The sequence below is a fragment of the Niallia taxi genome (genome assembly GCF_032818155.1).
GTDB classification, from domain to species: domain Bacteria; phylum Bacillota; class Bacilli; order Bacillales; family Cytobacillaceae; genus Niallia; species Niallia taxi_A.
Genome location: NZ_CP102589.1, coordinates 1,085,694 through 1,111,207, shown reverse-complemented (window position 1 = coordinate 1,111,207; position 25,514 = coordinate 1,085,694). Strand labels below are relative to the sequence as shown.

22 protein-coding genes are annotated in these 25,514 nt (G+C 38.9%); 11 read left to right on the top strand and 11 right to left on the bottom strand.

Annotated elements, in window-relative coordinates; genetic code table 11:
- Nucleotides 1-62: 62 nt before the first annotated feature.
- The 4 genes from NQZ71_RS05385 to NQZ71_RS05370 all read right to left on the bottom strand — a co-directional run bounded on the left by NQZ71_RS05385 (nt 63) and on the right by NQZ71_RS05370 (nt 10,105).
- On the bottom strand, nt 63-1,382 hold the full coding sequence (locus NQZ71_RS05385; protein WP_317011461.1) for a methyl-accepting chemotaxis protein: 1,320 nt from the start codon (nt 1,380-1,382) through the stop codon (nt 63-65).
- A 157-nt stretch (nt 1,383-1,539) separates the two neighbouring features.
- Nucleotides 1,540-2,100, bottom strand: a complete 561-nt coding sequence (locus NQZ71_RS05380; RefSeq protein ID WP_260054589.1) for a sortase — start codon at nt 2,098-2,100, stop codon at nt 1,540-1,542.
- 54 nt (nt 2,101-2,154) lie between these two features.
- Nucleotides 2,155-3,945 (bottom strand): cohesin domain-containing protein, encoded by a 1,791-nt coding sequence (locus NQZ71_RS05375; RefSeq protein ID WP_317011460.1) that lies wholly within the window; start codon nt 3,943-3,945, stop codon nt 2,155-2,157.
- Between the two features lie 100 nt (nt 3,946-4,045).
- Nucleotides 4,046-10,105 (bottom strand): tandem-95 repeat protein, encoded by a 6,060-nt coding sequence (locus NQZ71_RS05370; protein ID WP_317011459.1) that lies wholly within the window; start codon nt 10,103-10,105, stop codon nt 4,046-4,048.
- A gap of 232 nt (nt 10,106-10,337) precedes the next feature.
- Here NQZ71_RS05370 and NQZ71_RS05365 point away from each other — a divergent pair, with 232 nt between their 5' ends.
- The 3 genes from NQZ71_RS05365 to NQZ71_RS05355 all read left to right on the top strand — a co-directional run bounded on the left by NQZ71_RS05365 (nt 10,338) and on the right by NQZ71_RS05355 (nt 12,711).
- Nucleotides 10,338-10,838 (top strand): GNAT family N-acetyltransferase, encoded by a 501-nt coding sequence (locus NQZ71_RS05365; RefSeq protein WP_394374124.1) that lies wholly within the window; start codon nt 10,338-10,340, stop codon nt 10,836-10,838.
- 47 nt (nt 10,839-10,885) lie between these two features.
- On the top strand, nt 10,886-11,614 hold the full coding sequence (locus NQZ71_RS05360; protein WP_317011458.1) for an MOSC domain-containing protein: 729 nt from the start codon (nt 10,886-10,888) through the stop codon (nt 11,612-11,614).
- A 119-nt stretch (nt 11,615-11,733) separates the two neighbouring features.
- On the top strand, nt 11,734-12,711 hold the full coding sequence (locus tag NQZ71_RS05355; RefSeq protein WP_260054592.1) for an NAD(P)-dependent alcohol dehydrogenase: 978 nt from the start codon (nt 11,734-11,736) through the stop codon (nt 12,709-12,711).
- A 312-nt stretch (nt 12,712-13,023) separates the two neighbouring features.
- Here the strand turns inward: NQZ71_RS05355 and NQZ71_RS05350 are convergent, their stop codons facing one another.
- On the bottom strand, nt 13,024-13,605 hold the full coding sequence (locus tag NQZ71_RS05350) for a LysE family transporter (RefSeq protein ID WP_144453693.1): 582 nt from the start codon (nt 13,603-13,605) through the stop codon (nt 13,024-13,026).
- Nucleotides 13,606-13,718: 113 nt separating this feature from the next.
- Between NQZ71_RS05350 and NQZ71_RS05345 the strand changes: the two genes are divergently transcribed.
- The 3 genes from NQZ71_RS05345 (at nt 13,719) to NQZ71_RS05335 (ending at nt 15,127) form a co-directional block, all read left to right on the top strand.
- Nucleotides 13,719-14,273 carry a helix-turn-helix domain-containing protein gene (locus NQZ71_RS05345; RefSeq protein WP_317011457.1) on the top strand — a complete coding sequence of 185 codons (555 nt, stop codon included), beginning with the start codon at nt 13,719-13,721 and terminating at the stop codon, nt 14,271-14,273.
- A 131-nt stretch (nt 14,274-14,404) separates the two neighbouring features.
- The gene (locus NQZ71_RS05340; protein WP_144453697.1) at nt 14,405-14,749 is read left to right on the top strand and encodes a hypothetical protein; all 345 of its coding nucleotides are present in this window, start codon (nt 14,405-14,407) and stop codon (nt 14,747-14,749) included.
- A 63-nt stretch (nt 14,750-14,812) separates the two neighbouring features.
- Nucleotides 14,813-15,127: a hypothetical protein gene (locus NQZ71_RS05335; protein ID WP_144453698.1), complete on the top strand. Its 315-nt coding sequence runs from the start codon at nt 14,813-14,815 to the stop codon at nt 15,125-15,127.
- 193 nt (nt 15,128-15,320) lie between these two features.
- On the opposite strand, the gene NQZ71_RS05330 is transcribed toward NQZ71_RS05335, so the two are convergent.
- Nucleotides 15,321-15,773 (bottom strand): MarR family winged helix-turn-helix transcriptional regulator, encoded by a 453-nt coding sequence (locus NQZ71_RS05330; RefSeq protein ID WP_127738117.1) that lies wholly within the window; start codon nt 15,771-15,773, stop codon nt 15,321-15,323.
- A gap of 122 nt (nt 15,774-15,895) precedes the next feature.
- Between NQZ71_RS05330 and NQZ71_RS05325 the strand changes: the two genes are divergently transcribed.
- Entirely contained in the window at nt 15,896-16,327 is a 432-nt protein-coding gene (locus NQZ71_RS05325) for a GNAT family N-acetyltransferase (protein WP_317011456.1), read from the top strand.
- A 57-nt stretch (nt 16,328-16,384) separates the two neighbouring features.
- Here NQZ71_RS05325 and NQZ71_RS05320 read toward each other — a convergent pair whose 3' ends face one another.
- From NQZ71_RS05320 to NQZ71_RS05305, 4 genes are all read right to left on the bottom strand, one after another.
- Nucleotides 16,385-17,866, bottom strand: coding sequence for a glycoside hydrolase family 32 protein (locus NQZ71_RS05320; protein ID WP_317011455.1), 1,482 nt, complete (start codon nt 17,864-17,866; stop codon nt 16,385-16,387).
- Nucleotides 17,867-17,925: 59 nt separating this feature from the next.
- Nucleotides 17,926-19,377, bottom strand: a complete 1,452-nt coding sequence (locus NQZ71_RS05315) for a sucrose-specific PTS transporter subunit IIBC (protein ID WP_144454215.1) — start codon at nt 19,375-19,377, stop codon at nt 17,926-17,928.
- 169 nt (nt 19,378-19,546) lie between these two features.
- Complete coding sequence (locus NQZ71_RS05310) at nt 19,547-20,530, bottom strand: LacI family DNA-binding transcriptional regulator (RefSeq protein ID WP_317011454.1); 984 nt, start codon at nt 20,528-20,530, stop codon at nt 19,547-19,549.
- A 98-nt stretch (nt 20,531-20,628) separates the two neighbouring features.
- Nucleotides 20,629-21,525, bottom strand: coding sequence for an AraC family transcriptional regulator (locus tag NQZ71_RS05305; RefSeq protein ID WP_317011453.1), 897 nt, complete (start codon nt 21,523-21,525; stop codon nt 20,629-20,631).
- A 135-nt stretch (nt 21,526-21,660) separates the two neighbouring features.
- Between NQZ71_RS05305 and NQZ71_RS05300 the strand changes: the two genes are divergently transcribed.
- From NQZ71_RS05300 to NQZ71_RS05285, 4 genes are all read left to right on the top strand, one after another.
- Nucleotides 21,661-22,401: an SDR family oxidoreductase gene (locus NQZ71_RS05300; protein WP_317011728.1), complete on the top strand. Its 741-nt coding sequence runs from the start codon at nt 21,661-21,663 to the stop codon at nt 22,399-22,401.
- 148 nt (nt 22,402-22,549) lie between these two features.
- Nucleotides 22,550-23,206, top strand: a complete 657-nt coding sequence (locus NQZ71_RS05295; protein ID WP_144453709.1) for a hypothetical protein — start codon at nt 22,550-22,552, stop codon at nt 23,204-23,206.
- A 138-nt stretch (nt 23,207-23,344) separates the two neighbouring features.
- Nucleotides 23,345-24,421, top strand: coding sequence for a 7-cyano-7-deazaguanine synthase (locus NQZ71_RS05290; RefSeq protein ID WP_317011452.1), 1,077 nt, complete (start codon nt 23,345-23,347; stop codon nt 24,419-24,421).
- Nucleotides 24,422-24,612: 191 nt separating this feature from the next.
- Nucleotides 24,613-24,831 carry a hypothetical protein gene (locus NQZ71_RS05285; RefSeq protein WP_144453713.1) on the top strand — a complete coding sequence of 73 codons (219 nt, stop codon included), beginning with the start codon at nt 24,613-24,615 and terminating at the stop codon, nt 24,829-24,831.
- 54 nt (nt 24,832-24,885) lie between these two features.
- On the opposite strand, the gene NQZ71_RS05280 is transcribed toward NQZ71_RS05285, so the two are convergent.
- Complete coding sequence (locus NQZ71_RS05280) at nt 24,886-25,476, bottom strand: lysozyme inhibitor LprI family protein (protein ID WP_144453715.1); 591 nt, start codon at nt 25,474-25,476, stop codon at nt 24,886-24,888.
- Nucleotides 25,477-25,514: the final 38 nt, after the last annotated feature.

Below are 25,514 nucleotides of genomic sequence, written 5' to 3'. Positions count from 1 at the left end.
CTGCTTAAGAAGAAAAAAAAGAACGGCTATTAACAGCCGCTCTTCTATTACTATTGGTTTTCTCACTTTACTTTAAACTTATTCACTTCTGTATCCAATTCCTCTGCCAGCACATGCAGTTCTTTGGAAGAAGCTGCAATGTTTTCTGTTGACGCAAGCTGTTCTTGGCCTGAAGCAGATATTTCCTCCGTATTTGCCGCGAAATCCTCTGCCGTTTCTGTCATTTGCTGAATTTGCTCGGAAATGATCCGTGATTTTCCGTTAATTGCATTCATGTGAGCTGCAGTCTGCTTAAAGTTATGCACAATTCCGTCATACGTATGTTTAATTTTACTGAATGCTTCCTCTGTTATCTTTAAAGCATCCTTTTGTTCGTCAATTAGATTATGTGCTTTGTTGATACGTGAAACTGCTTGGTTCGTTTTTTCTGTCGTATCATGAATGATGCCAGTGATTTCCTTTGCAGCTCTTGATGATTCCTCCGCTAATTTTCTAATTTCATCGGCTACTACCCCAAACCCTCTGCCTGCTTCTCCTGCTCTTGCCGCTTCAATTGCCGCATTCAGCGCCAGCAGATTTGTTTGCTCCGCAATATTTGTAATGACGGCTACAAAGTTTCCAACTTGACCAATCATCATGCTCAATTCATTGATGGAGGATGTTGCTTCTGCTGATACCGAAATGTTTTCATCCATTTTATCTCCTTGCAATTCTACCGTGTTCTGCCCCTCTACAATGGAATCAATGGAAGCTGCCGCTTTGTCAGCACCTGCAGAAGCATCTCTCGTTATATTTTCCATCAGTTCGACAACCTCTAATAAAGTAGTGTTTACCTCACTGATTGTTTGGGCTTGACCATTATTTCCTATTGCAATTTCTTCTATTGTTGCGACCACTTGATCAATATTTCTGGCATTTTCCTCTGTGTTTTTCGTAAGGCTGCTTGAGTGTGCTGCAACTGTTGAAGAGACATACTTCAGCTGTGTTGCCATTGATTTCAATGAGTTTCTCGTTTCCAGAAGTGCTCTAGCCATTTCCCCTGTTTCGTCCTTTGATACAAGTGTCTTACCGAAAATACTATCGTCTTCCGTTAGTTCAAGCTCTGATGTTTTCTGGGCGATTTCTGTTAATTGAACAATTGGCTTTGATATTAATCTTCCTAGGAAGTATGCCAGGATAACACCAAGGACAATGGAAACACCAAGACCTATAAGGACTTGCTTTGGCGGGAGATGGCCCAACAGACCGCTCTGCGCTTGATTTTCTCCACTTCCACTACCTTGGCTGCTGCTCATGAAGAGCGATGCAAAGACATTGACCGCTGCTACAAATATAGAATTAAATAATGATAATATAATGATTTTTGTTGAGATTTTTTTCAAAGTAATTTCCCCTAATCTTTTTATTGTCGTTTTGTTATGTTGCTAACTATATAGGGAAAAACTTAAATTTCCCTTAAACTAGTTATAAATCCCTAAATAAAAAGTCCTAAAAAAGAGACTTCTAAAAAGTCTCTCGTTATCATTACTATTACCATTTTTAATCTGCTGTCTTTTCTGCAACAACAATCAGTCTGTATTCATTATTATCTGTACATGTTATCAACGTTAGCTTTGTACCATTTGTGTTTTGTTCTAGTGGAGTGAGGTTCGTATCCTCCACTGTATACATTTTCGTAATGCTGTATTCTCCCTTGTTCCCCTTCTCATCGGTTAAAAAAATCGCGTCCTTTTTTGTCGCCTTTTTTAATTTGCCAAATAAACTGCCATTTCGCATGTTATGACCAGCGAGAACGAGATTTCCTGTTTCGTTCATATCAGGACCTGTCACCTTCGTTATTGAAATATCAAGATTTTCATCTGATGCTCCATCAAGGATGATGTAGTTGATTTTGAGACTAGGTATGGTGATTTTCCCTACTACAGCAGTTTCTTGCTGATTGTTTTTCGTATCTATTTCACCGGTAACTGCTTTTTCATAGCGCTCTGACAGCTCTGCTCTTTTTTGCTCATTTTTATAGTCTTCATAGAAACGAACCCCTCTAATAGCCAATAATCCAAGTAAAAGGAGAACAAGCAGAACGATTACTGTTTTTTTCATAGCATACTCCTAAAGAATATGAGGAGAGAGACAAAGTCCCTCTCCTCATTCTTATTATTGCTTTTTCAGCCTTCTCTTTTTGCTGACAAACAGAAAAACTAAAATTGCTGCAATTGCAACGATAGAGATATTTAAGATCATATCAATATAAGAATCGTCGCCTGTTTTCGGCAGTTTCTTCAGATTTGTTCCAGTTCCCTGCTCATCTGTGCTTACTGTTGTGTCTGCGCTTGAAGATGCTTCCGTACCCTTGCTGTCCTTCGCATCCTTGCCGCTAACTGCTTCTTGGTCTGTATTGTTAGTAACAGCACCTGACAGATACAGTGGCGTGAAGGTACTAAACTTATTTATTTCAAAAGCTAATCCAGTGAAGCCATCCATATGATAATTCGTAAACGAGGCATCGATAACTTCCTTCGTGCCGTCATCATGCTCAATAAAGATTGGCAGGTTCTCAATACCACTATTTTTTGCTTTAATCGTATCAATCACATCAGATTCTACTGGCAAAATAAGCTTCACCTTCGAGTTTTCCATATTCGTTTGAATTTCCATCGGTCTTCCTAATACTTGGACATTCTCATATTCAGAAAAGCTTGTAATGCTGTTAAGTGCTCTGTTTTTCACTTCATTCTTTTCTGTTTCTGTTTTTACAGGAACGAAGCGGAAATATAAATCATCCTTTACGTCTTTAAGAGACTCTTTTGGCAAAACGATTTGAGCATTGTTCATTACTAATTGTATATTGATATTCCCTTCGCTCAATAGCTTTAGAGCATCCTTTGGAATGGAGAAATACGTTTCAGAAATCTCATCCTGTGTATCTGGAATGATGATTTTAGCTGTGTTTGAGTCTTGCAGCTCAGCACTTGCCAGCAATTCCTTCACAACATCTTTTGTCAATGTCACTTTATCTGATTTGATACCAAATTCATCTGTAGTGCGATAAATAGGTGTTTTAGCAACCACTGCATCATTGCCTGATTGAATATCTACTGTGACAATTTCAGTATTTGTGTCTGGTTTTTCTTCCACTGCTTCTTTTTCCTTATTAACTTTCACCGTATAAGTCGAAGCAGATCCATCTTGTGCTGTTACTTTGATAGTGAAGCTGTTGCTGCCTTCTTTTAACGAAAAGCCATGAGATAATGTTCCGCTCGTTACTTTTTTGTCATTAATAGTAATATGAGCATATTCATTCTGTGCTGTCGGAACAAAATTCAATGAATTAACTGTGCTTTTTACAGCAACAGTATAGAATTTTCCTTCTGGTGAGAAGGTTTCATTCCATGTCCCATCACTAGCTAGTAAGCTGCTTAGCTTAGAGTTGCTAGATTTATTGATTGTAAAGCTGCCGTTTTCTACTGTAGCACTTACGTTATTATTATTGGAATCAGTAAAACTCAATGCTGCTGCATCATATATCGGAACATTAATGCTTTTTTTTCCGTATACTGGATTTTCCTTTATTAAGAAATCAACCGTAAATAAAGTAGCTGCATTTTTTAATGCATCATCCCCTCCAGTAGCATCTGCCCATGCTGCTCGCAAATACCCATCCTTGTTACTGAAGTTGCTTTGAAACTCTTGATTATCGTCAACCTGATGTATCTCCTTTACTTCCAAAGAAGTATTGTCATAGTTCAGCTCCAAGCCATATGCAGCAATATCTGTCACTGGTGCTGAAACGGACACAGGTACTGTTATCACTTGACCCGCTTCCCCGTGAACATCACCGATTTTCACCGTAACGCTTTTGGAAGTAGCTGCAAATGCCTGTACAGGCACTGTCAGCATCGCAATAAGTAGGACAAGCAATAAAGCTTTTATTTTCTTTCGGTTCATCCTGTAATCTCCCTTAATTTAAAAGTTAACGCGTATTTATCACTATCAGGTGAAAAGTGTCCTACAAGGAACATCTTTCACCTGTTTTTCAGACCATGTTTTAATCTCTTTTACCGAAATGATTGTAGATATCACTTGTATATGTACTCCATTGACTAGGAACATAGCGGTCAATACCGTCTTTGATATCTGTATTTCTAACCATTGTTACACTTCCAGTTACAATCGGAGTGCTTGACGATGGATCTCCTAGTGTATCAACAACTGATCCGTTTGGAGCTATAATCTGCAATGCGTTTACTATATTGGTTCCTTCATCTAAAACAGTTTCTTGGTTATAGTACCAAAATGGAACAACATCAAAATAATCGTAAAAAATTCTGCCAATAGTTAAATTAGGATTACTTTGCAAGTATAATGCTATTTCAGAAGAACTCTTTACACCATTATGTGTAGAATATACTTTCAGCTTATATTGCTCTGATGTTGGAGCAGGACTGAATATTTCAACGGCAGACCTACCATCTCCACCGTGCAAATATTCTGTAATGATTGGTGTTGGTGCATCGGTACTTGGTACAAACTCCAAGCTGTTAGATGTCAGATCATTGCCTTTTTCCAAAGCTGTACCTTTTATCGTTACTGTAAAATTACTGAACTTCGTATCAAAATCTGTTCCATCATAACCCAGCACTAGTGTAAGGTTGTTCCCCATTATATATTGATCCATGACGGTTACTCCTGCAGGAGCATTGTTCAGGATAATGTCATCTGCCGTTAAGCCGTCCTTAAAGCTATCTCCTGCGATATCCACATATACAAATGCTCCAAACATTTGCTTCATTGCTTCTTCTTCTAAAGGAGTGCTTGAATCAGCATAAGCTGTCAGACCTGGGGCCGCTTCCGTTTCGAATTTCCACTCATTATTGCTATTTTCATATACATTTTCAGATTCATCTACAAATGCATTTGAACCAACAACAACTGAATACTCTTTTCCTTCTGCAAAATTAGGATGCTTAATTGTAATTGTTGCTCCATCAATCACGACATGCTGCGTGTCATTCGCCTCGTATTCTGCAAATGTGCTGCCGTCACTATTTTTAATTTCGATTTTTCCTAATTCAGCTAAAACATTTTCACTCATCGTAATGACTAGATCATCAGATACCCCAACATCACTTGCAGAATTTGCCGGTGTTGTGGATACAATTGTCGGCGCAACACTGTCAGCAAGCTTTACCTTTTCACTTGCATTGCTTAAGTAGCTTTCAGATGATTGCTCACCTGTTGCTGCAGCAAGCTTCACTTCAAAGAATAAATACTTCTTCAAATCAGCATTCGTTATTTTGTATTCATTAGATGTCGCACCATCTATTTTCGTTTTATCACTGCCGTCTTCTTTGTCGCCACTATACCATTGGAATGTTGATTGCTCTTCTGCATCGTTTTCGACATCATGATAGCTGTATGTCCCAGTCAGCGTTTCACCAACTCTTGCAGTACCTTCCATTTTCACATCACTTGCTGTCGGCGCATCATTTACAGCCTTAATTGTCACTTCTACCGTTGCTTTTTCGGAATCAGAGTTGCCATCATTCACCTTGAATGTAAACGAATCTGCACCATTTGCATCCTTGCTCGGTGTATAGCTGAAAGCACCAGTCTGTTCATTTGTAATGACTGCTGTTCCTTTGCTGCCGTTTTCAACAAGAGAGAATGTCAGGCTGTCGCCTTCTGGATCAGACCCTGTTAACTTGCCATTAAAGCTGCTATCTTCCTCTAACTCTATTGAACTAGCATCTGCTGTCGGAGTATCATTAACTGCCTTCACTTCAATTTCAACCGTTTGTTCAGCAGATTCTAATTTTCCATCTGTTGCTTTGTATGTGAAGGAATCCGTACCGTTATAATCTTTGTCTGGCGTATACGTAAAGGTACCGTCTTTATTCAATTCTAGCTTCCCATGTGCTGTCGTTTTCACTAAAATGGCTTCAAGAGCGTCATTATCAACATCCGCATCATTTACAAGAATGCTCTTCTCTGAACCAATCGTCAGCTTTTCATCTTCATTTGTCGTGAAGCTGTCACTAGCCGCTGTTGGAGCATCATTTACTGCTTTTATAGAAATGGAGACTGTGGCTTTCACAGGTTCTCCTTGACCGTCTGTCACTGTAAAGACTATCTTGTCTTCTCCGTTGGCGTTTTTGTCAGGTGTGTATGTGAATTCGCCTGTTTCCGCATCTGTCAGAACTGCTTTTCCTTTTTGGCCGTTTTCCGCAATTGCAAATGTCAGTTTATCCTTGTCTGCGTCACTTGCTTCAACCACACCGTTAGCTGCTTCATCTTCTGTTACATTCAGCGAGCTGTCCTTCGCAGTTGGACTATCATTCACTGGTTTTACTTCAATCTTAACGGTCTGTTCTGCCGATTCTAATTTTCCATCTGTTGCTTTGTATGTGAATGAATCAGTACCGTTATAATCCTTGTCTGGCGTATACGTAAAGGTACCGTCTTTATTCAACTCCAGCTTCCCGTGTGCTGTAGCTTTCACTAGGATGGCTTCAAGAGCGTCATTATCTACATCCGCATCATTGTTAAGAATACTTTTTGCAGCTTCAATCTCCAGCTTTTCATCTTCCTTCGTCGTGAAGCTGTCACTAGCCGCTGTTGGCGCATCGTTTACTGCTTTAATCGAAATCGAGACTGTCACTTTTACAGGTTCTCCTTGACCGTCTGTGACTGTGAAGACTACCTTGTCTTCTCCGTTTGCGTTTTTGTCAGGTGTGTATGTGAATTTGCCTGTTTCCGCATCTATCAGAACGGCTTTTCCTTTTTGGCCGTTTTCGGCAATCGCAAATGTCAGTTTGTCTTTGTCTGCGTCGCTTGCTTCAACCATGCCACTAGCTGCTTCGTCTTCTGTTACATTCAGCGAGCTGTCTTTCGCTGTAGGTAGATCATTTACTGGTTTTACTTCAATCTTAACGGTCTGTTCTGCCGATTCTAAATTTCCATCTGTTGCTTTGTATGTGAATGAATCAGTACCGTTATAATCCTTGTCTGGCGTATACGTAAAGGTACCGTCTTTATTCAATTCTAGCTTCCCATGTGCTGTCGTTTTCACTAAAATGGCTTCAAGAGCGTCATTATCAACATCCGCATCATTTACAAGAATGCTTTTCGCTGTACCAATCTCTAGCTTTTCATCTTCCTTTGTCGTGAAGCTGTCACTTGCTGCCGTTGGAGCGTCGTTAACTGCTTTAATCGAAATCGAGACTGTTGCTTTTACAGGTTCTCCTTGACCATCTGTCACTGTGAAGACAACCTTGTCTTCTCCGTTGGCGTTTTTGTCAGGTGTGTATGTGAACTTGCCTGTTTCCGCATCTGTTAGAGCTGCTTTTCCTTTTTGGCCGTTTTCGGCAATCGCAAATGTCAGTTTGTCTTTGTCTGCGTCGCTTACTTCAACCATACTGTCTACAGCTTCGTCTTCTGTTACATTCAGCAAGCTGTCTTTCGCTGTAGGTAGATCATTTACTGGTTTTACTTCTATTTCAACAGTTTGAACAGCTGATTCTAACCTTCCATCTGTTGCTTTATATGTGAATGAATCTTGACCGTTATAGTCCTTGTCTGGCGTATAAGTAAAGGTGCCGTCTTTATTTAATTCCAGCTTTCCGTGTGCTGTAGCTTTCACTAGGATGGCTTCAAGAGCATCATTATCTACATCGGTATCATTGTTAAGGATGCTTTTTGCAGCTTCAATCGTCAGCTTTTCCTCTTCCTTCGTCGTGAAGCTGTCACTTGCAGCCGTTGGCGCATCATTTACTGCTTTAATCGAAATCGAGACTGTCACTTTTACAGGTTCTCCTTGACCATCTGTGACTGTGAAGACTACCTTGTCTTCTCCGTTTGCGTTTTTGTCAGGTGTGTAAGTGAACTTGCCTGTTTCCGCATCTGTCAGAACTGCTTTTCCTTTTTGGCCGTTTTCGGCAATCGCAAATGTCAGTTTGTCTTTGTCTGAGTCGCTTGCTTCAACCATGCCACTAGCTGCTTCATCTTCTGTTACATTCAGCGAGCTGTCCTTCGCTGTAGGTAGATCATTCACAGCCTCCACTTCAATTTCAACAGTTTGAACAGCTGATTCTAATTTATCGTCTGTTGCTTTATATGTGAATGAATCACTACCGTTATAGTCCTTGTCTGGCGTATACGTAAAGGTGCCGTCTTTATTCAACTCTAGCTTCCCATGTGCTGTCGTTTTCACTAAAATGGCTTCAAGAGCGTCATTATCAACATCCGCATCATTTACAAGAATGCTTTTCGCTGTACCAACCTCTAGCTTTTCATCTTCCTTTGTCGTGAAGCTGTCACTTGCTGCCGTTGGAGCGTCGTTAACTGCTTTAATCGAAATCGAGACTGTTGCTTTTACAGGTTCTCGTTGACCATCTGTCACTGTGAAGACAACCTTGTCTTCTCCGTTGGCGTTTTTGTCAGGTGTGTATGTGAACTTGCCTGTTTCCGCATCTGTCAGAGCTGCCTTTCCTTTTTGGCCGTTTTCGGCAATCGCAAATGTCAGTTTGTCTTTGTCTGCGTCGCTTGCTTCAACCATGTCACTAGCTGCTTCGTCTTCTGTTACATTCAGCAAGCTGTCTTTCGCTGTAGGTAGATCATTCACTGCTCCTACCGAGAGTACAACTGTTTGCTCTGCTGATTCTAAAACACCATCGGTAGCTTTATATACAAAAGAATCACTTCCATTAAAATCTTTAGCTGGAATGTACGTAAATGTTCCATCTGCTTTGAAATCAAGTGTGCCGTGAGCAGTTCCTTTTACAAGGACAGCTTTCAGAGAATCCTTATCCACATCCTCATCATTCAGCAATACACTCTTTTCCTTACCAACTGTTAATGTTTCATCTTCCTTAGTAGAATAAGCGTCATTTTTTGCTATTGGAGCATCATTCACTGCCTTAATAAACACAGACACCTTAGCAGTAGAGGTTAACTTGCCATCACTTACTTTATAAGTGAAGAAGTCTTCTCCATTTTCATTTGCATTTGGCTTATAAGAGAAAACTCCTGTTTTCTGGTCAAGAATCGTCACTTTGCCTTTTTTACCATTTTCAACAATCGTATATGTCAATGTATCACCATCAACATCTTCCCCTAACAGTGTCCCAATACCAACAGTATCCTCTTGTGTATTTAACACACCATCCTTTGATACAGGCGCATCATTTACAGGCAATACATTAATTGTGACTGTTTTCGCTGCTGTTGTGCTGCTTCCATCACTTGCTTTATACGAGAATTGATCTATTCCGACAAAATTTGCACTTGGCACATATTGAAACGACCCATCCTCATTAAATGTCAATTTTCCATTTTCAGGATTGGTTATCACTGTTGCCGTTAATTCCTTGTTTTCTGGATCAATATCATTTGCCAGCACGCCCAATGCTGTATTTACCTTAAGCTGCTCATCTTCATTTAGTGTATATGTATCATCTGCTCCTACAGGTGAGTCATTAATTTCCGTTAATTGGACGAAGGAATTATCTTCAATAGTCGCAGGAACGTTTTTGCCAACATAACTGCTCATTAAAAGAGTCGCATCCAAATTAGTAATTTTTCCGTCGCCATTTATATCAAGTAACTTCTGCTGTTCAGTTGAAATCTTAACCTTGCCGCTGATAACTTGATAGATATAAAGAGAGTCTGCAGGTGTAATTGTGCCATCACCATTAATATCGCCTTTTTTCGTGATATTAACGGTAAAGGTGTTAGTTACAGTCTGCTTACTGTTTTTAGCGGTAACGCTTATTGTCGTTTCACCGAAATCCTTTATTGTGAGCGTCAAGACCTTCTTGTTAAAAGCAGCTTGTACAGATTGTTTATCTGATGCTGCTTCCAGCAACACATCTGCTCCCATTGCTGCTAACTGCTCGCTGAAATCTATCGTCAATGTTTTTCCAGTCATTGCAGTTTTTGACTTCATCCATTCAAGATTCTCATCAAAAATAACTTTATTTGTCCCATTTCCTTCAGCCATCGTGATAGAAGGCCCTGCTAATGGTGCTGAAAATAACAATGCAGCACTAAAAATAGAAACAATCCCTTTTTTACTTAAAGGAATAAAAGGATATTTTTTCTTTTTCACATATTTTCCCCCAGTTGTTTATGAGTTACCTATCTTCATAGACCACAGTCCCAAAAGAAGGGCTCTAACAACAAGGTTAGTTCTTTCGTCACTAGTTCTATATACTCATCATACTTAATTGACCATCATTCAGTAAATATAAATTTTTAAGGATTTAAAATATTTGTTATAGTAGATGAAAAAGAATAATATCTAGCAAATTGAAGGAGGACAAAAAACAGTGATAAGACCTATGGAGGAAAGGGATCTCGCCCATATCCTGTCTATTTATAATGATGCAATTCTTAACACTACCGCTGTATATACATATAAGCCAGATACATTAGAGAACAGAAAGCTATGGTACGAACAGAAGCTAAAGGACGGATACCCGGTAATCGTCTATGAACTAGATAATAAAGCAGTCGGTTTTGCTACTTTCGGCCCCTTCCGTGCTTGGCCCGCCTATAAATATTCTATTGAACATTCTATCTATGTCGACGGTAATTACCGCAGAAAGGGTATTGCGGCAATACTATTGAAGGAGCTTATCGCCATTGCTTCAGAAAGAGAGTATGCTACACTGATTGGGGGTATAGATGCTTCTAATGAGAAAAGCATTGCCCTACATAAGAAATTTGGCTTTGTCCATTCTGGTACTATTGAAAAAGCCGGCTATAAATTCGGTAGATGGTTAGATTTAGCATTTTATCAATTACACCTGCCAGGACCAGCAAATCCACTCGGAGAATAATGAGCTAGACAGTGCTTCAAGATACTATAAAATGGAGGTTTTCGTTCATGCTAATAGGTCATATTGAAGAAATTGTTCGTCACCCAGTAAAATCTTTTCGCGGAGAAAGCGTAGCAGAAACAAATGTTATGGAATATGGTCTGTATGGTGACAGAAGCCATGCTTTTGCAGATGACACAAGAAAAGGTAAATATTTGACGATCACTCAATTCCCAGAGATGGTTCGTTATTCGGCAAGGTTCGCAGGAGAAGAAGCAATGTCTGAATATCCTAGCGTTGAAATTACAACACCTGAAGGAAAAGTAATGAATTGGGGAGATGCAGCTTTAGCCTTGGAATTAGAGGAAAAATCGAAAAGAAAAATCTCCCTGCTATCCTATACACCAGAAAATGTTCCTTTGGGAGCAATTGAAGAAGAGCATATCCAGCTCGTGACAGACGCATCACTTGAAAAGCTTAAAGAGCTTTGGGGCGAGGCCGCTGTTGACCATCGTCGCTTCCGTCCAAACCTTATCCTTTCTTTAAAGGACAAGACTCCTTTTATAGAAGAAAGCTGGTTTGGCAAGCGTATAAAAATTGGAACAGAGGTAGAATTGCAGTTGAACAGGCATTGTGAAAGATGCATGATTGTTACAGTTGACCCTGACAATGCAGAACGGTCTCCTTCTTTATTAAAAACTGTTTTTAAACAAAGACAAAATAATTTTGGCGTTTATGCCTCTGTTATTAAAACAGGAAAAATTCATTCAGGAGATGAGGTTCATCTGTTTGATTGAGGCTATATTTTTATAAAATACTGCATCCTGTTGACTGGATGCAGTGTTTTTATGTCTTACAATTCTTTCTTATACATATCCTTAATTGACATTATTATCTTTTATAAGGAGGGGAAAGGATGAAGGCAATTGTTTCTAACAAATACGGCACACCGGAAACACTGACATTTTCCGAAATAAGTAGGCCATTGCCTAAGGAAGGGCAAGTGCTAGTGAAAATTTATGCTGCATCCCTTAACTATGGAAATCTTGTCTTACTTAGTGGCAAACCATTCCTAGCACGCTTTGCCTTTGGATTGTTTAAGCCAAAATATCAGATACCAGGTGGCGATATTGCAGGTGTTGTGGAGGCCGTCGGAAACGGGGTTACCCAATTTAAACCAGGTGATGAGGTGTTTGGGGATCTTTCTCAAAGTAGCTGGGGTGGTTTTGCTGAGTATGCTGCTGTACCTGAAAAAGCTCTAGCCATAAAGCCGGAAAAACTATCCTTTGCAGAAGCAGCAGCTGTTCCAATGGCAGGCACGACTGCATTACAGGCATTGCGAAATAATGGAAAAGTACTGCCTGGACAAAAGGTATTGATATACGGAGCATCTGGCGGTGTAGGCACCTTTGCGATTCAAATCGCCAAAGCACTAGGTGCAGAGGTAACTGGTGTGTGCAGTACAAGAAACCTTGAAAAAATAAAATCATTAGGTGCTGATTATGCGATTGACTACGTAGAAGAAGATATCACAAAAAACTCCCAAAAATATGATCTGATACTGGCAGTGAATGGTTATCAAACCATTCATGCCTATAAACAGTTATTAACGGAAAAAGGACGTTATGTTATGGTTGGCGGAAAAGGAAAGCAAATGCGTGATGCTATGCTGCTTGGTCCTTTCCTGTCTTTATCAAGCGGTAAAAAATTTGGCAATATGCTGCAAAGAGCAAATCAGTCTGATTTGCATTTCCTAAAGAACCTTATTGAACAGAATAAGCTCAAGCCTCTTATTGATAAGGAATTTCTTATAAGTGAAGCAGCAGAAGCATATCGCTATTTGCAAGAAGGCCATGCACAAGGCAAAGTTATCATTAAAGTGGCAGATGACTGAATGATTAGAGGCTGGGACATAAGTATGTAAGTCTAATTGAAAAATGAACTATTTAATTGATTAATAGCTTGGTTTCTTTGTTAAAAACAATGGAGCGGAGACCACTTGACTCCTGCTAGAAATAAAGGAAAAGTTGAGACCCCGCAAGTGAAGATGAGGAGGCTCATCTTCACTTGCGGAAAGCACGAGGACGAGCGCGCAATGAAACAAACTAATTTTTAAAGCCATACTCTATTTTATAATTTCATGCTTCATTGTCTCAAGGTTAGCTAAAATATTTTTCGTGTTTGTTATGTCCCACCCACTTTTACTTTAAATAAGGATGGAAATAGCACTATAAACGAGCAGCAATGCCATTACAATATTAAACTGGCTTTTATATTTGGACAAAAACTTCTGAAAAATACTGCCAAACAAACTCCAGCTGAATGTGCTCAAAAACCCAATAAAAGCTAGAAAAATCGCAAATAATAACAGACTAAGCTGTGAATCATGGTATGGCAGAATAAACGTGGCAATAACCGTTATTCCGTACAAAATCCCCTTTGGATTAATAAATTGCAAAAGCATCCCTGCCAAAAAGCTATTATTCTTATCCTCTTCTTTCTCTTGTCCCCCATCCTTGCTAAAGGCGATTTTATAGGCAAGATATAACATATAAACTGCACCAAGGATTGTCATTCCAAACTCAATCTTGGGCATAAAGCTATTTAGAATTAAGTTAAAGTAGCTGCATAAAAGCATAATAATAAAAAAGCCAGCACTAACACCAATGCAAAATCCAACTGTTTTTCTCAGCCCGTATTTATTAGCAAAGGCCATTGCCATAATATTATTAGGACCTGGTGTAAAACTGGTTACAGTCACATACAGCAAAAACGATAACAACGGCATACTGCTCTCCTCCTTCATATGTATGCTATAATGTCCATAACGGACAATATAACGATTTACAACTTATTGTACAATATGGTCGCTATATTGTATATATGATAGGAGTGTTTTTTATGGAAGAAATTCAGCTTATCTTAGCAAAAAACTTAAAAATGATAAGGGATAAGAAAAAGTTAAGCTTAGAAAAAACAGCAGAATTGACTGGAGTAAGCAAAACGATGATTGGCCAAATAGAAAGAGGCGATTCGAGTCCTACTCTCAATACGATTTGGAAAATAGCGAATGGCTTAAAAATCTCCTTCACTTCACTCATTCAACACCAGCAGCCAGAGGCGAAAATCGTTAAAAGAAACGAAATCAAAGCCTTAGCAGAGGACAACGGAAAATATAATGTTTATCCTTATTTTCCTTTTGAAGAGGATAAGCGCTTTGAGATTTATACAGTAGAAATGGAAAAAGGCGGATTCTTAAGTGCAGAAGCACATCAGGAAGGTACAGTTGAGTTTATCACTGTTTTTGACGGAGAGCTTTGTTTGCAGGTTAATGACATAAACTATGCAGTAAACGCTGGGGATTCGATAAAATTTAAAGCAGACAAACCGCATACGTACCATAATCCCGGCGAAAGGCTTACAAGGCTTAGCATGACTATTTATTATCCTGAGTAACAAGACACCTTCCTTTATTGGAGGTGTTTTTTTATTTTTTCTAAAATCCATACTTGTCCTACTACAGTCAACCATGTCAATTTTCTATTCTTGAATAAGATAGTAATTGAATAACGAAAGGAGGATTTCTAATGAGTAAAGTATGGCATCCAGGTGATGGGGACAACGATCAGCGTAACACTTCTAAATCTCGCTCTGGCGACAGCGACAGCCGTTCTAAAGCAAATGTCGATTTTGAAAGTGACAATCGTCTAAAATCAAACACAGATGTTGACAATGACAATGATTTAAAAAACATCGACAAGAACACGAACGTTGCAAAAGTAGACGGTTCAGGAAATGCAAAAATTGATCTTTGTATTGATGTTACATCTGATTCTAAGGCTCGAGTTCGCTCTCGCTCAAAAGCGAATGCTGATTCTGATCAAGATCAGGATAACGATCAAGATAACAATCAAGATCAAGACGAGGATTAATCATTGTGAGACGAGAATGGATAAGCCCATTCTCGTTCTTTCGCAGTAAAGGAGGGGAAATTCATGTATCCGAACCGCCAGCCAAGAGGTAGAGAAAACACGAATTATGAGTTTCGCAATAACGGTAACACAGAGCTTGATGCAAACGCCGCACAGATTGGGGAAAGCGGAAACTCCGATGTAGACGTTTATGTTAACGTCGAAGTTAATACAAATCCGATTGCTTATGCCATGCTATGCTCCTTATTGGCAACGAAACAAATAACAAGATCAGAATTTGATGAAGCAATCAGAAATTTAGAAAGACTTATGAAAGACACAAACAGCAGCAATCAGACTGTAGGAAGACTGCCAGGTCCTCAGTCAAGAAAACGATGACGAATAGTTAATAAAAAAGAATTAACTTATTTATATAATCGTTAATTCTTTTTTATTTGCTTTCATCTTTGACGCATTCTCTTAATTTTGGGATGGTTTTTTTATATTTCATATAAAATTCATCAATGGAAAGAATGGCAAAATTACGGTAAAAAAAGGAATCACAAAGATGGCATTGATCATATAAGTTTAGTTAATACTCTCGTTTTTTCCCTTTTTTCACATACTCCCAATCCACCTCAATATTCTCCCTAACCTTTTTCAATAAATCATAAAGAAGCTCTGTTTCCTGTTCGGTAAGTCCGGCGAGTGCAGATTTGTCTGAGTAGTCGCTCTCCCTTTTTAATAAAGGATAAACATTTTCTCCCTTTTCAGTCGGAAACAGCTTCTTGATTTTTTTATTTGTTTCATCCTGCCTTTTTTCGATAAAACCATTGATTTCAAGCTTTTTAATTGCTCTAGCTGCAGTCGTCCGGTCGACCTTAATCATTTCTGCGAGCTTTTCTTGAATGATTCCTGGATTCTCATATATTCTGACAAGGTACAAATATTGTCCCTTTGTTAAATCATATTCTTTAAATTCGATATTGCTGATAGAGTCAAGTGCTCTAGCAATCATGCCTACTTCGCGCAGAATTTCCTTCATTAAAATAAACCTCCAATTATTGTTGTATTTACAACAATAAACTTTTCCTATAAACTGTTTATAATGATAATTAAATTATGACTTGTTTCTCATTATAAATCCAGAAAGGAATGAAATAGTAAGTGGAAGCAAAAAAAATCACAACATTGGATGAACTAGAGCAGGCGTTACATATAAGACGGAAGGTGTTTGTTGAGGAGCAGGGTGTTCCGTTAGAAGACGAGTACGATGAATTTGATAAGCTTGATGGCAAATGTGATCATATCCTTGTCTATTATAACGGCGAGGCTGTCGGTACTGGACGAGTGAGATCTGTTGAGGGCTATGGCAAACTAGAAAGAATTTGTATTTCACAGGAATACCGTAAATTCGGTCTTGGTAAGGTTATTATTACAAAGCTTGAAGAGCTTGCCGCAGACCGAAAAGACATAAAGGTGAAGTTGCATGGCCAAACACATGCAGAGGGCTTCTACCAAAAGCTCGGCTATGAGACTTCTTCTGATGTATTTATGGAGGATGGCATACCTCATGTGCTGATGACAAAAAGTATATAAAAACCACCCCGTAAAAGTTAGAATGGTGTCTAACATTTACGGGGCAGCTTATAAAAATCAGCAATCAGAATTAAGTTCATATTTAACAGCCTTCACTTCTGACTTCCCATTTTGTGCGAAAAATCGAATGGCTTGGCTGTATGCATCTGGGAAAATTCTTGCTGTGAACACTTCCTCTCCGTCGTTGACAAACACTTCAACAGAGGAAACATCAACAAATATCCGGAAATGAATGGTTTCTGACGCCATTGAGTATTGTCGAACAGTCCCATACTGTATCCCAGCAAGCTCTCCCGATTCACTCCTGTCTAAAATCACCTTTTTTGCAAGTGTATCGTATTTAAGGATGGTTTTGTTCTCATCCCCTGCTCGCAGCTCAACACCAAATTGTTCTGCTGTGAAGTTTGAAAATTCTACTGATAATTCATAGACCTCTCCAGCAAATTTTTCCACCTGCCTAGTCTCGTTCTCTATCAATAAATGAGCTTCTGCTTTGTTCCCTCTAAGTCTCTCCAGCTCCTGCACCGGTGATTGCCGTAACTTTCCATTCCTTACAGTCAATTCACGGGGAAGTGTCAAGCAATGAGCCCAGCCATTCTTATCTGTTGGGTATTCTATTTCAGGCAGCCCCATCCATCCGATTAGTATTCTTCTGCCATCAGGGGCCTCCATTGTTTGTGGTGCATAAAAATCAAATCCTCTGTCCATCTCTTGAAAACCGGTATGAACAAGGGTTCTTTCTTGTATATTCAGCTTATCTCCAAGCACATAGCCTGATTGATAAATATTTTGATAGCTGTCTCCTTCTGAATTAATACCTTGTGGACAAAACAGAAGTATGCCATGTCCATCCACTTCAAAATAATCTGGACATTCCCACATATAACCGAAATCCTTAAAGCCTATCTCTAATTCGCCTTCCAAGTTCCATTCTGTCAAATCACTAGAACGATAGAGTATAATTGTTCCTGTTTCATTTGAACGCTGTGCTCCAATAACTGCGAAAAAGTCAGACCCATGCTTCCAAACTTTAGGATCACGGTAATGATCTGTATAGCCGTCAGGTACATTAGCTATTACTGGTTTTTCGTGCTTTTGGATTTGCCCCTTCTCATTCATGACAGCAAGACATTGATAAGGCGTTCTTATCCAGCTCTCATTTCGGCTGTTGCCCGTATACATAAAGTATAATTGTCCATCATGCTCCATTCCGCTGCCAGAGTATACACCATGGCTGTCAAATTCATTTGTTGGCTCAATCGCCACACCGACATTTTCCCAGTGAATGAGATCCTTTGATTTTGTATGATACCAATTCTTTAAACCATGGACAGGACCAAGGGGAAACCATTGGTAAAACAAATGGTATTCGCCATTATAATAGGCAAAGCCATTCGGATCATTAAGCAGCCCTGTAACAGGCTGAATATGAAAGGATTGTCTCCATGAGCATTGATTAACCATTGCTACAAGCTGCATCTGTTCTGCCTCCAATGCATCCTCCCATCTTCTATACCTCTGTTCTCTGTTCCATTCCATGATGATTCACTCCCTAAAAAACAAAGGAGAAAAACTTCTCCCCTTTATTTATCGATATTTTATGCCACTATGCCTTCTTTTCTTATGTTTGCTTCCTTTTTAGCTGCTCTTTTCGCTAATACAATTGTTACAGTGAAGGCAACTGCAAATGCGACTGCCATTCCGATAATATATGGCACAATCGTATCTGGACGAATTGAAATGATCCCAGGCAATCCGGCAGCACCTAATGCAACAGCTTTTACTTTAAACAATGTGACAAAACCAGAGCCAACAGCAGAACCTACGATAGCCCCGATAAATGGATATCTCAGTTTTAGATTAACACCGAACATCGCTGGCTCTGTAATGCCAAGCAATGCAGAAATACCTGCTGCAGACGCCGTTCCTTTCACCTTTGCATCCTTTGTTATTTTCAATACAGCAAGTGTTGCTGCACCTTGCGCTATATTGGACATTGTTGCGATAGCAAATAAGAAGGAGCCTCCTGTTTTGGCAATGTCTGCAAGCAATTGTGTTTCCACTGCGATAAAGCTGTGATGCATTCCTGTAATAACAATTGGTGCATACAAAAGGCCGAAAATTAATCCGCCGATTACTCCGGTTGTGTCATACATCCAAACAATTCCATCTGTTAATAGATTCCCTGCTGACCTTGTAAGTGGGCCAACTATAGTAAATGTCAATAAACCAGTTATAAAAATAGATAAGAGCGGTGTCAGCAAATTATCTAATGCGGAAGGTACGATTCTTCTGAGAAATGTTTCAATCTTAGCCAAAATAAACGAGGCAGCAAGCACAGGCAGCACAGTTCCTTGATAGGCCACCTTCTCAATGTCCAAGCCAAATATGTGCCAAACAGGAACTTCATTTTTCAGCATTGCATCTGCATAATTGTAGCCATTCAGTAAATCCGGGTGAACCATAAGCATTCCCAGTGCTGCACCAAGATATGGATTTCCCCCAAACCGCTGTGTGGCGGAGAAACCAATTAAGATTGGCAAAAACACAAAGGCAGCGTTTGCAAAAGTATTAATAAGTGCAGCTAAATCTGCCATATTCGGATACGCATCTACTAAAGATTTTCCGTCTATAAATAAATCCTGTGCTGTCAAAACATTGTTAAGTCCCATTAATAAACCGCCAGCAACAATTGCAGGGATTATCGGCACAAAGATATCTGACAGCATTTTTACAAACTGTTGAATTGGATTAAGCTTTTTTGCTCCTGCTTCTTTAACATCCTTTGTCGACATTTCCGATAAGCCAGTCATGGAGGCAAAATGCTTATACACCTCATTCACAGTTCCTGAGCCTAAAATAATTTGATATTGGCCTCCTGTTGAAAAGGTCCCTTTTACCACATCCATATTATCAAGTGCTCCTTGATCGATTGCTGATTCATCATTCAGCACTAATCGAAGCCGTGTTGCACAGTGTGCTGCTGCAGATACATTGTCTTTACCGCCAATTGCCGTCAGTATCTCTTCTGCGATTTTTTTATGGTTCATCATTCGTTCCTCCCTATTATAAATCAAGTTGTAGAACCGGTTCCAAAAATATTTAAAAACAAAAACCGTTTAAGGAACCGGTTCCAAATTTAAGTTAAAAAAAAATAGATTCTAATGAAACCAAATTTTTAGATTGGAATCGGTTTCACTAGAATTATAATTCATCGTGCTAGACAGTGTCAACGCTTTCTCGTTTAATTATCTCAAAATTCATGGTTGTCAGTTTTTCCACTGGCCGCTCTTGAATTAGCTCAACCATATTTATTGCTGCTTTTTTACCTGCTTCCTTATAATGAAATTTCGCTGTCGTAATGCCGGGATGGATAGCTTCTGTCACATCATAACCGCCAAATCCTGTAACTGACACATCTCTTGGTATAGATAACCCTTGTTTGTATGCTGACTTTAAAACACCAATCGCAATATTGTCTGTGGCACAAACGATAATAGAATGCTCACGGGCATCCAAAATATTCATCGCAGCGGCTTGAGCGGCAGGAATATTAAATTCTGTCTCATAATAACTGACATCAATATCGTCCCTTGCCTCCAATGCTTTTTGGAAACCAGTTTTCCGTTTAACACCAACAGCAATATCCTGTTCTGTAACACCAAGAAAGGCAATTTTCCGATGTCCCTTCTCCAGCACATATTGTCCGATCGCCAAACCAGCATGATAATCATCATGAATAACACTATGAATCTCTTCATGCTCCTGACCAATCAGCAGGACGGGAATATTAATTTCGGAAATGGCCTTCAGATGCCTGTCTGTAATCACAGTGGCAAGGAGAATAATGCCCGCCATCTTTTGTTTTGCCAAGCTGTAAATACTCTCAATTTCTCTGTCTAAATCCTGGCTTGTATTGGATATCAGCATTTGATAATTCCATTCCTTCAACTGTTCATCAATTCCGATTAACGTCTGTGACGAAGCATAAGAATCTAATCTCGGAACAATCGTGCCGATAATATTCGTCTTTTTTGCTTTTAAGCTTTGAGCAAATGGATTAGGCGTATATCCAGTATCTTGAATTGCCTTTTCAATCTTCTTTTTCGTTGCCTCACCAACAGAGCCGCCGTTTAGGTAGCGTGAAACGGTACTTTTGGCGACACCAGCGATTTTAGCAATATCCGCAATGGTCCGAATCATTTTTACCAACCTCATATATGTATTTATAACTATATTATAGCCTACTAACTCACTCACGGTTAAGATACTAGGGCTGTTTATCAGAGTATGCTCACTTTTTATTTTTCTGCACTGTTCGTTAAGGAATCTCTCAGTCTTTTTACATCACTAACGGGCGGATAACCAAACATTCTGCTGTATTCCCTGCTGAATTGAGAAGGGCTTTCATAGCCGACTTGGAATGCTGCCTCTGCTGCTTCAACCGGCTCTGACATTAATAGCTTTCTCGCCTCCTGCAACCTTATCTTTTTTTGATACTTCAAAGGGCTCATTGACGTTACTTGTTTAAAATAATGATGAAAGGAGGAAACGCTCATCTTCGCCATTTTTGCGAGTACATCTATCCGCAGCGGCTGATCAAACTCCTCATTAATTGTTTGGATAACCTCCTTGATTGCCTGCGCTTGACTTCCCATCACTGCGAACTCCCTCATTTGTTCACCATCTTCATTTTGCCAAATTCGATAAAGAATTTCCCTTTTATAAAGCGGTGCAAGTGCAGGAATATCTTCTGGTGTATCAAGTAAACTAATCAGTCTTATGACGGCATCTAATATATTCGACGTTGTTTCATTGACCATAATGGCTCTTTGGGCAGGAGCGGAGTGATCCTGCTTTACCTTAATAACATCGAGAATCTCTTCTGTTGTAAAGCGCAGCTTGACACCTAAATATGGTTTGTCCTCTGTAGCTTTAATGATTTTTCCCGTTATTGGCAAATGAACAGAGGCGATAAGATAGTGATTCGGGTCATAATGAAAAATATCATCACCAACCATCACGATTTTTGAGCCTTGAGCAATAAAACAGACAGATGGTTCAAACAAGGAATGGAGGGGCTCTGATAAGGATGAAGACCGGATAAAACTTAATTTATCAATCTCCGTTTCAATAGTTCCATCCGTATTCGTATGATTTTCAATTAATTTCACAAGCTGCTGCTGCCTATCCTTCATGTCATTCACCGCCTTTTTTATCATTTTAACGTTTATTTGGAGAAATAGGCAAAAATAACAGATGAATCTGCTACCTTGTTCGATTTTAGGTTGTTTATAATGTGAAGAAAATAGATAGTTTTGGAGGAATTAATGATGACAAACTTACAGGATAAAGTCGCCATTATTACAGGCGCATCAAGAGGAATTGGCGCACAAAGTGCTAAAAGGCTGGCAGAATTAGGAGCAAAGGTAGTCGTCAATTATGCCAACAGTCCTCAAGCTGCAGACGAGGTTGTTGCAGATATTGTTGAGAATGGCGGCCACGCAATTGCTGTCAAAGCAGATGTAAGCAAATTAAAGGAAATAGAGAAGTTATTCGAACAGACAATCAGTCATTTCGGTAAAGTTGATATCCTTGTAAATAATGCAGGTATCATGCATACCGTTCCAATAAGCGCAGTAACAGAAGAACAATTCGACCAGCATTTTGCCATTAATGTGAAAGGAACCTATTTTGCCTGTCAACAAGCCTTCAAACATATGGAAGCAAACGGCCGCATTGTCTATTTCTCCACATCGGTTGCAGGAGTAATGTTCCCTGGGTACAGCCTCTATGCCGCTACTAAGGGTGCAGTTGAACAAATCAGCAGACAGCTAGCAAGGGAATTTGGCCAAAAGAATATCACCATTAATACCCTTGCTCCAGGTCCGACAACAACAGAATTATTTCTAGAAGGCAAAGGTCCTGAACAATTAGAAGGATTAAAAAGAAATAATGCCTTTGGAAGATTAGGCGAAACAGAGGATATCGCCGATACATTAGCCTTCTTAGTGAGTGAGGAGTCTCGCTGGATTACAGGACAAACGATTCGGGTTAATGGCGGGATGGTTTAATAGTAGGCATGGAAGGATAGGACTTGGTCCTGTCTTTTCTTTTTGTAGCGGAAAAGTTAATGGAGACCAAAACACCCCTTTCTAATTGAAAATGATTATCAATTATGTTAGGTTTATTAAAAACAACGTGAATAAGGAGCGTCTTAAGATGTACTACGCTGAAACATACATTACAGACAAAAAAGAGGATAAGCAGTTTATCAGTCAATTCCTTACTTATTTCCAACAAAATAATAACAAGTTCACTTTTTATAGAATATATCGCAAGAAACTAACCTTTTCATCCGTAAATAAAAACCAAATGTGGAATATACTCATTCTTCTTAAAGCAGAGGAAGAAGAACATTACGACCATTTCAAGCAAGCTTTTAAGGATTATAGAACACAGTTAGTGAGACAAGAAACAATGCTTCCGACCCCTGGCTCCTTCTTCCCTTCCAACGAAAAAAACGGCAACATTCAGATAGTTGAATACGTTAATGTACAGCAGAAGTATCTCTTAGAATTCAAAAATATTATGATTCACAACAATGGTCCTGCTATGGAACATATTCTGCACACAAAGAAGTGGTGCAAGGAGTTTATCGCACTCGAAACAGCAGACGTCTTGTACCACAAAGCTGGATTTCCTGAGTGGAATCAAATCCACCTTATCGCAATGCGTCCATCCGGTGTATTCCACTTTAAAAAGGATTTCAACGAAGGTTTAGTGAGGGTAAATGCCCCTAATTTTGCTGATAACTTTGACCGACTAGAACAAATTCGTGAATTCACTTCAAAGGTAAGTGCTTCGCGGGAAATATAATACAAAAAATGATTTCTTTAGATTTTTTAATGGAAAAAGTCATGCTTATCCGGATTAGAATTATCTCTAAAGAACCATTAAGTGCTATAATTTAGTAAATTGCTATTTTCATTTCTACAAGATAACAGGAGTTTTTGTATGAATGTAAAAAATGATCTTCTAACTAATTTACATAGAGAAGTGCTTCATGGGATGTACTTTGACTATAACGATACTAGCAGTAAATTTATAGACCTCATCACTATAATGGGCAGTCTTATTGTCTTTGAGTCTGATATAAAAAAAGACAAAAAGGACCTCGACATATCAATTCCAGTTTTTGATGTATCTTTTTGGGAACAGGAAAAGGCTGCAATAGAGGCGCTTTTTGAATGGATTACTGACAAACCAGTACCTGTTCAATTCACAGTAATCAATCCGCTAGATAACGACGACGTTTTTTTGTCATTGCCTGCAAACCAAGACGTGGCATTGTTTTATGATGATATAGAATCAATTGCCGGATTAAATAAGGACAAGTCCTTGTTTGATTACATTCGTATTATCAACAAAGATAATGAAAAGCAGAAACAACAAAAATTAGCAGCGTTTTTGCGGAAATCTGTTGCTGATTCTAGCGAAATTCTTGATGCACCTATAAAACTACTCTTTAAAAGAAAAACCACTCCTGCAGCTATTTTATTCGTAATAGCGATTGCTGCTGCAAAGTCCTATTTTAATGATGGTTCAAAAGTATTCTATTATCAAAGCAAACAAATAAACATGGACTATCTTAACAATCCATCTCTTTTACTTAAAGCAGCCCATCCGAGAACATATCAAATGATGAATGCCCTTTATAAAAGCGCATCAGTCGATATGAGCATTGAGACGCCATTGCTGCAAAAAAGCCGTGCCGAAGTCATTAAGGAACTGCCAAAAGAATATAAACAGCAAATAAAAAATACAAATGAATGTGTAAGAATGAAAAGAAAGATAGACAAGGCAATGTATACTCCTTGTGGAATATGTATAGCTTGTCTTCAGAGAAAGATAGCATTAACTGCTGCTGAATGTGAAGTATATGATGGATTTTATCAGTATGACTACGGGCAAAAAATAGCCGAAATCATAAATGAACAGGATCAACAGATTTATACAGAAACACTAGACCTAATGCAAGCCCTCTATGAGCAGGTAAAAATCAACCATTCACAGAGGAAGAGCAGCATATAGCTAATGAGTTTATTATTGCGTTTGACGTTTTTCTTAGTAAATATTCACCATTTTAAAGAAACAAATAAGCCGTAATAATAATCACTATTGGTAGAGGCACTACCCTTTTTGCTAATCAATCAATGCTGCTGATAATGTCCATATTAGATTTTGAATTTTTAGGTCGATTCTATCCTAAGGAGTTAAGTTATATGTTTTTTAAAGAAGACAAAAATTTCGACAGACCTAGTTTAAACATCGCATGTTATTCTACCTTTGTATATTGGGCATTGCTTTTATTTATTAATGTAATTTTAGAAACATCTGAGAAAAGAACAATAAGTTCCTTGTTCATCCTTTTATCTGGTGTCACGTTTTTGTTTATTAGTGAAAAAGTAGCTAAACTTATTAGAAAAAGGAAGGTACAGTAAGCGAACCTTCCTTTTTCTTCGTTTAAGGTAATTATTCATTTCGCACTTTCCATTTTATTTCATATATCCCTCAACCAATGCAAAGCATCTCTCTTCCGTAAGATCTGCTAGCACAGCTACATATTCCAATTGCTCCATCGTTCCGCCTTCATATTTAAGAGATGCCTCTTTTGCCTTACTATCACGGTTTTCGATCCATTCGCGCTGCTCCTGTTTTAGCTGCTCCATTTCTTCAGAGGAAAGCTGCTTCTGCAGGACTCCATAAATCTCATTTAATAAATCATCCCAAGCCTTGTATCTCTCTCCTTCCACTTTTTTCAATGCATATGTGGAATCATCCTCGGGATTTTTTCTTAGTTCATCCATTTCTTTTTTCTTAGCATTTAGTTTTGTAAGATATTCTTCCTTCTGGCTCACTTTGTCATCATTAGCACTTGAGTCTTTTTCCCTTTCTGTTGTATTAGTATTGTTTGTGTTGGCTGCTTCTGCTGACTCTGTAGTAGCATTCTCTTCATTCGCATTTTGTGAAATACTGTTGTTTTCTGGTTCGTTATTTGCTGAAGTGCTTGATTCTGTAGCTGAGTTATTACATGCAGCCAGTAGTAGTAGAGCTGCAATTGGAACCATTAGCTTCCTTATTTTCATAATCTAGTCCTCCCTTTACGAAAGTAAATTATGTTTTA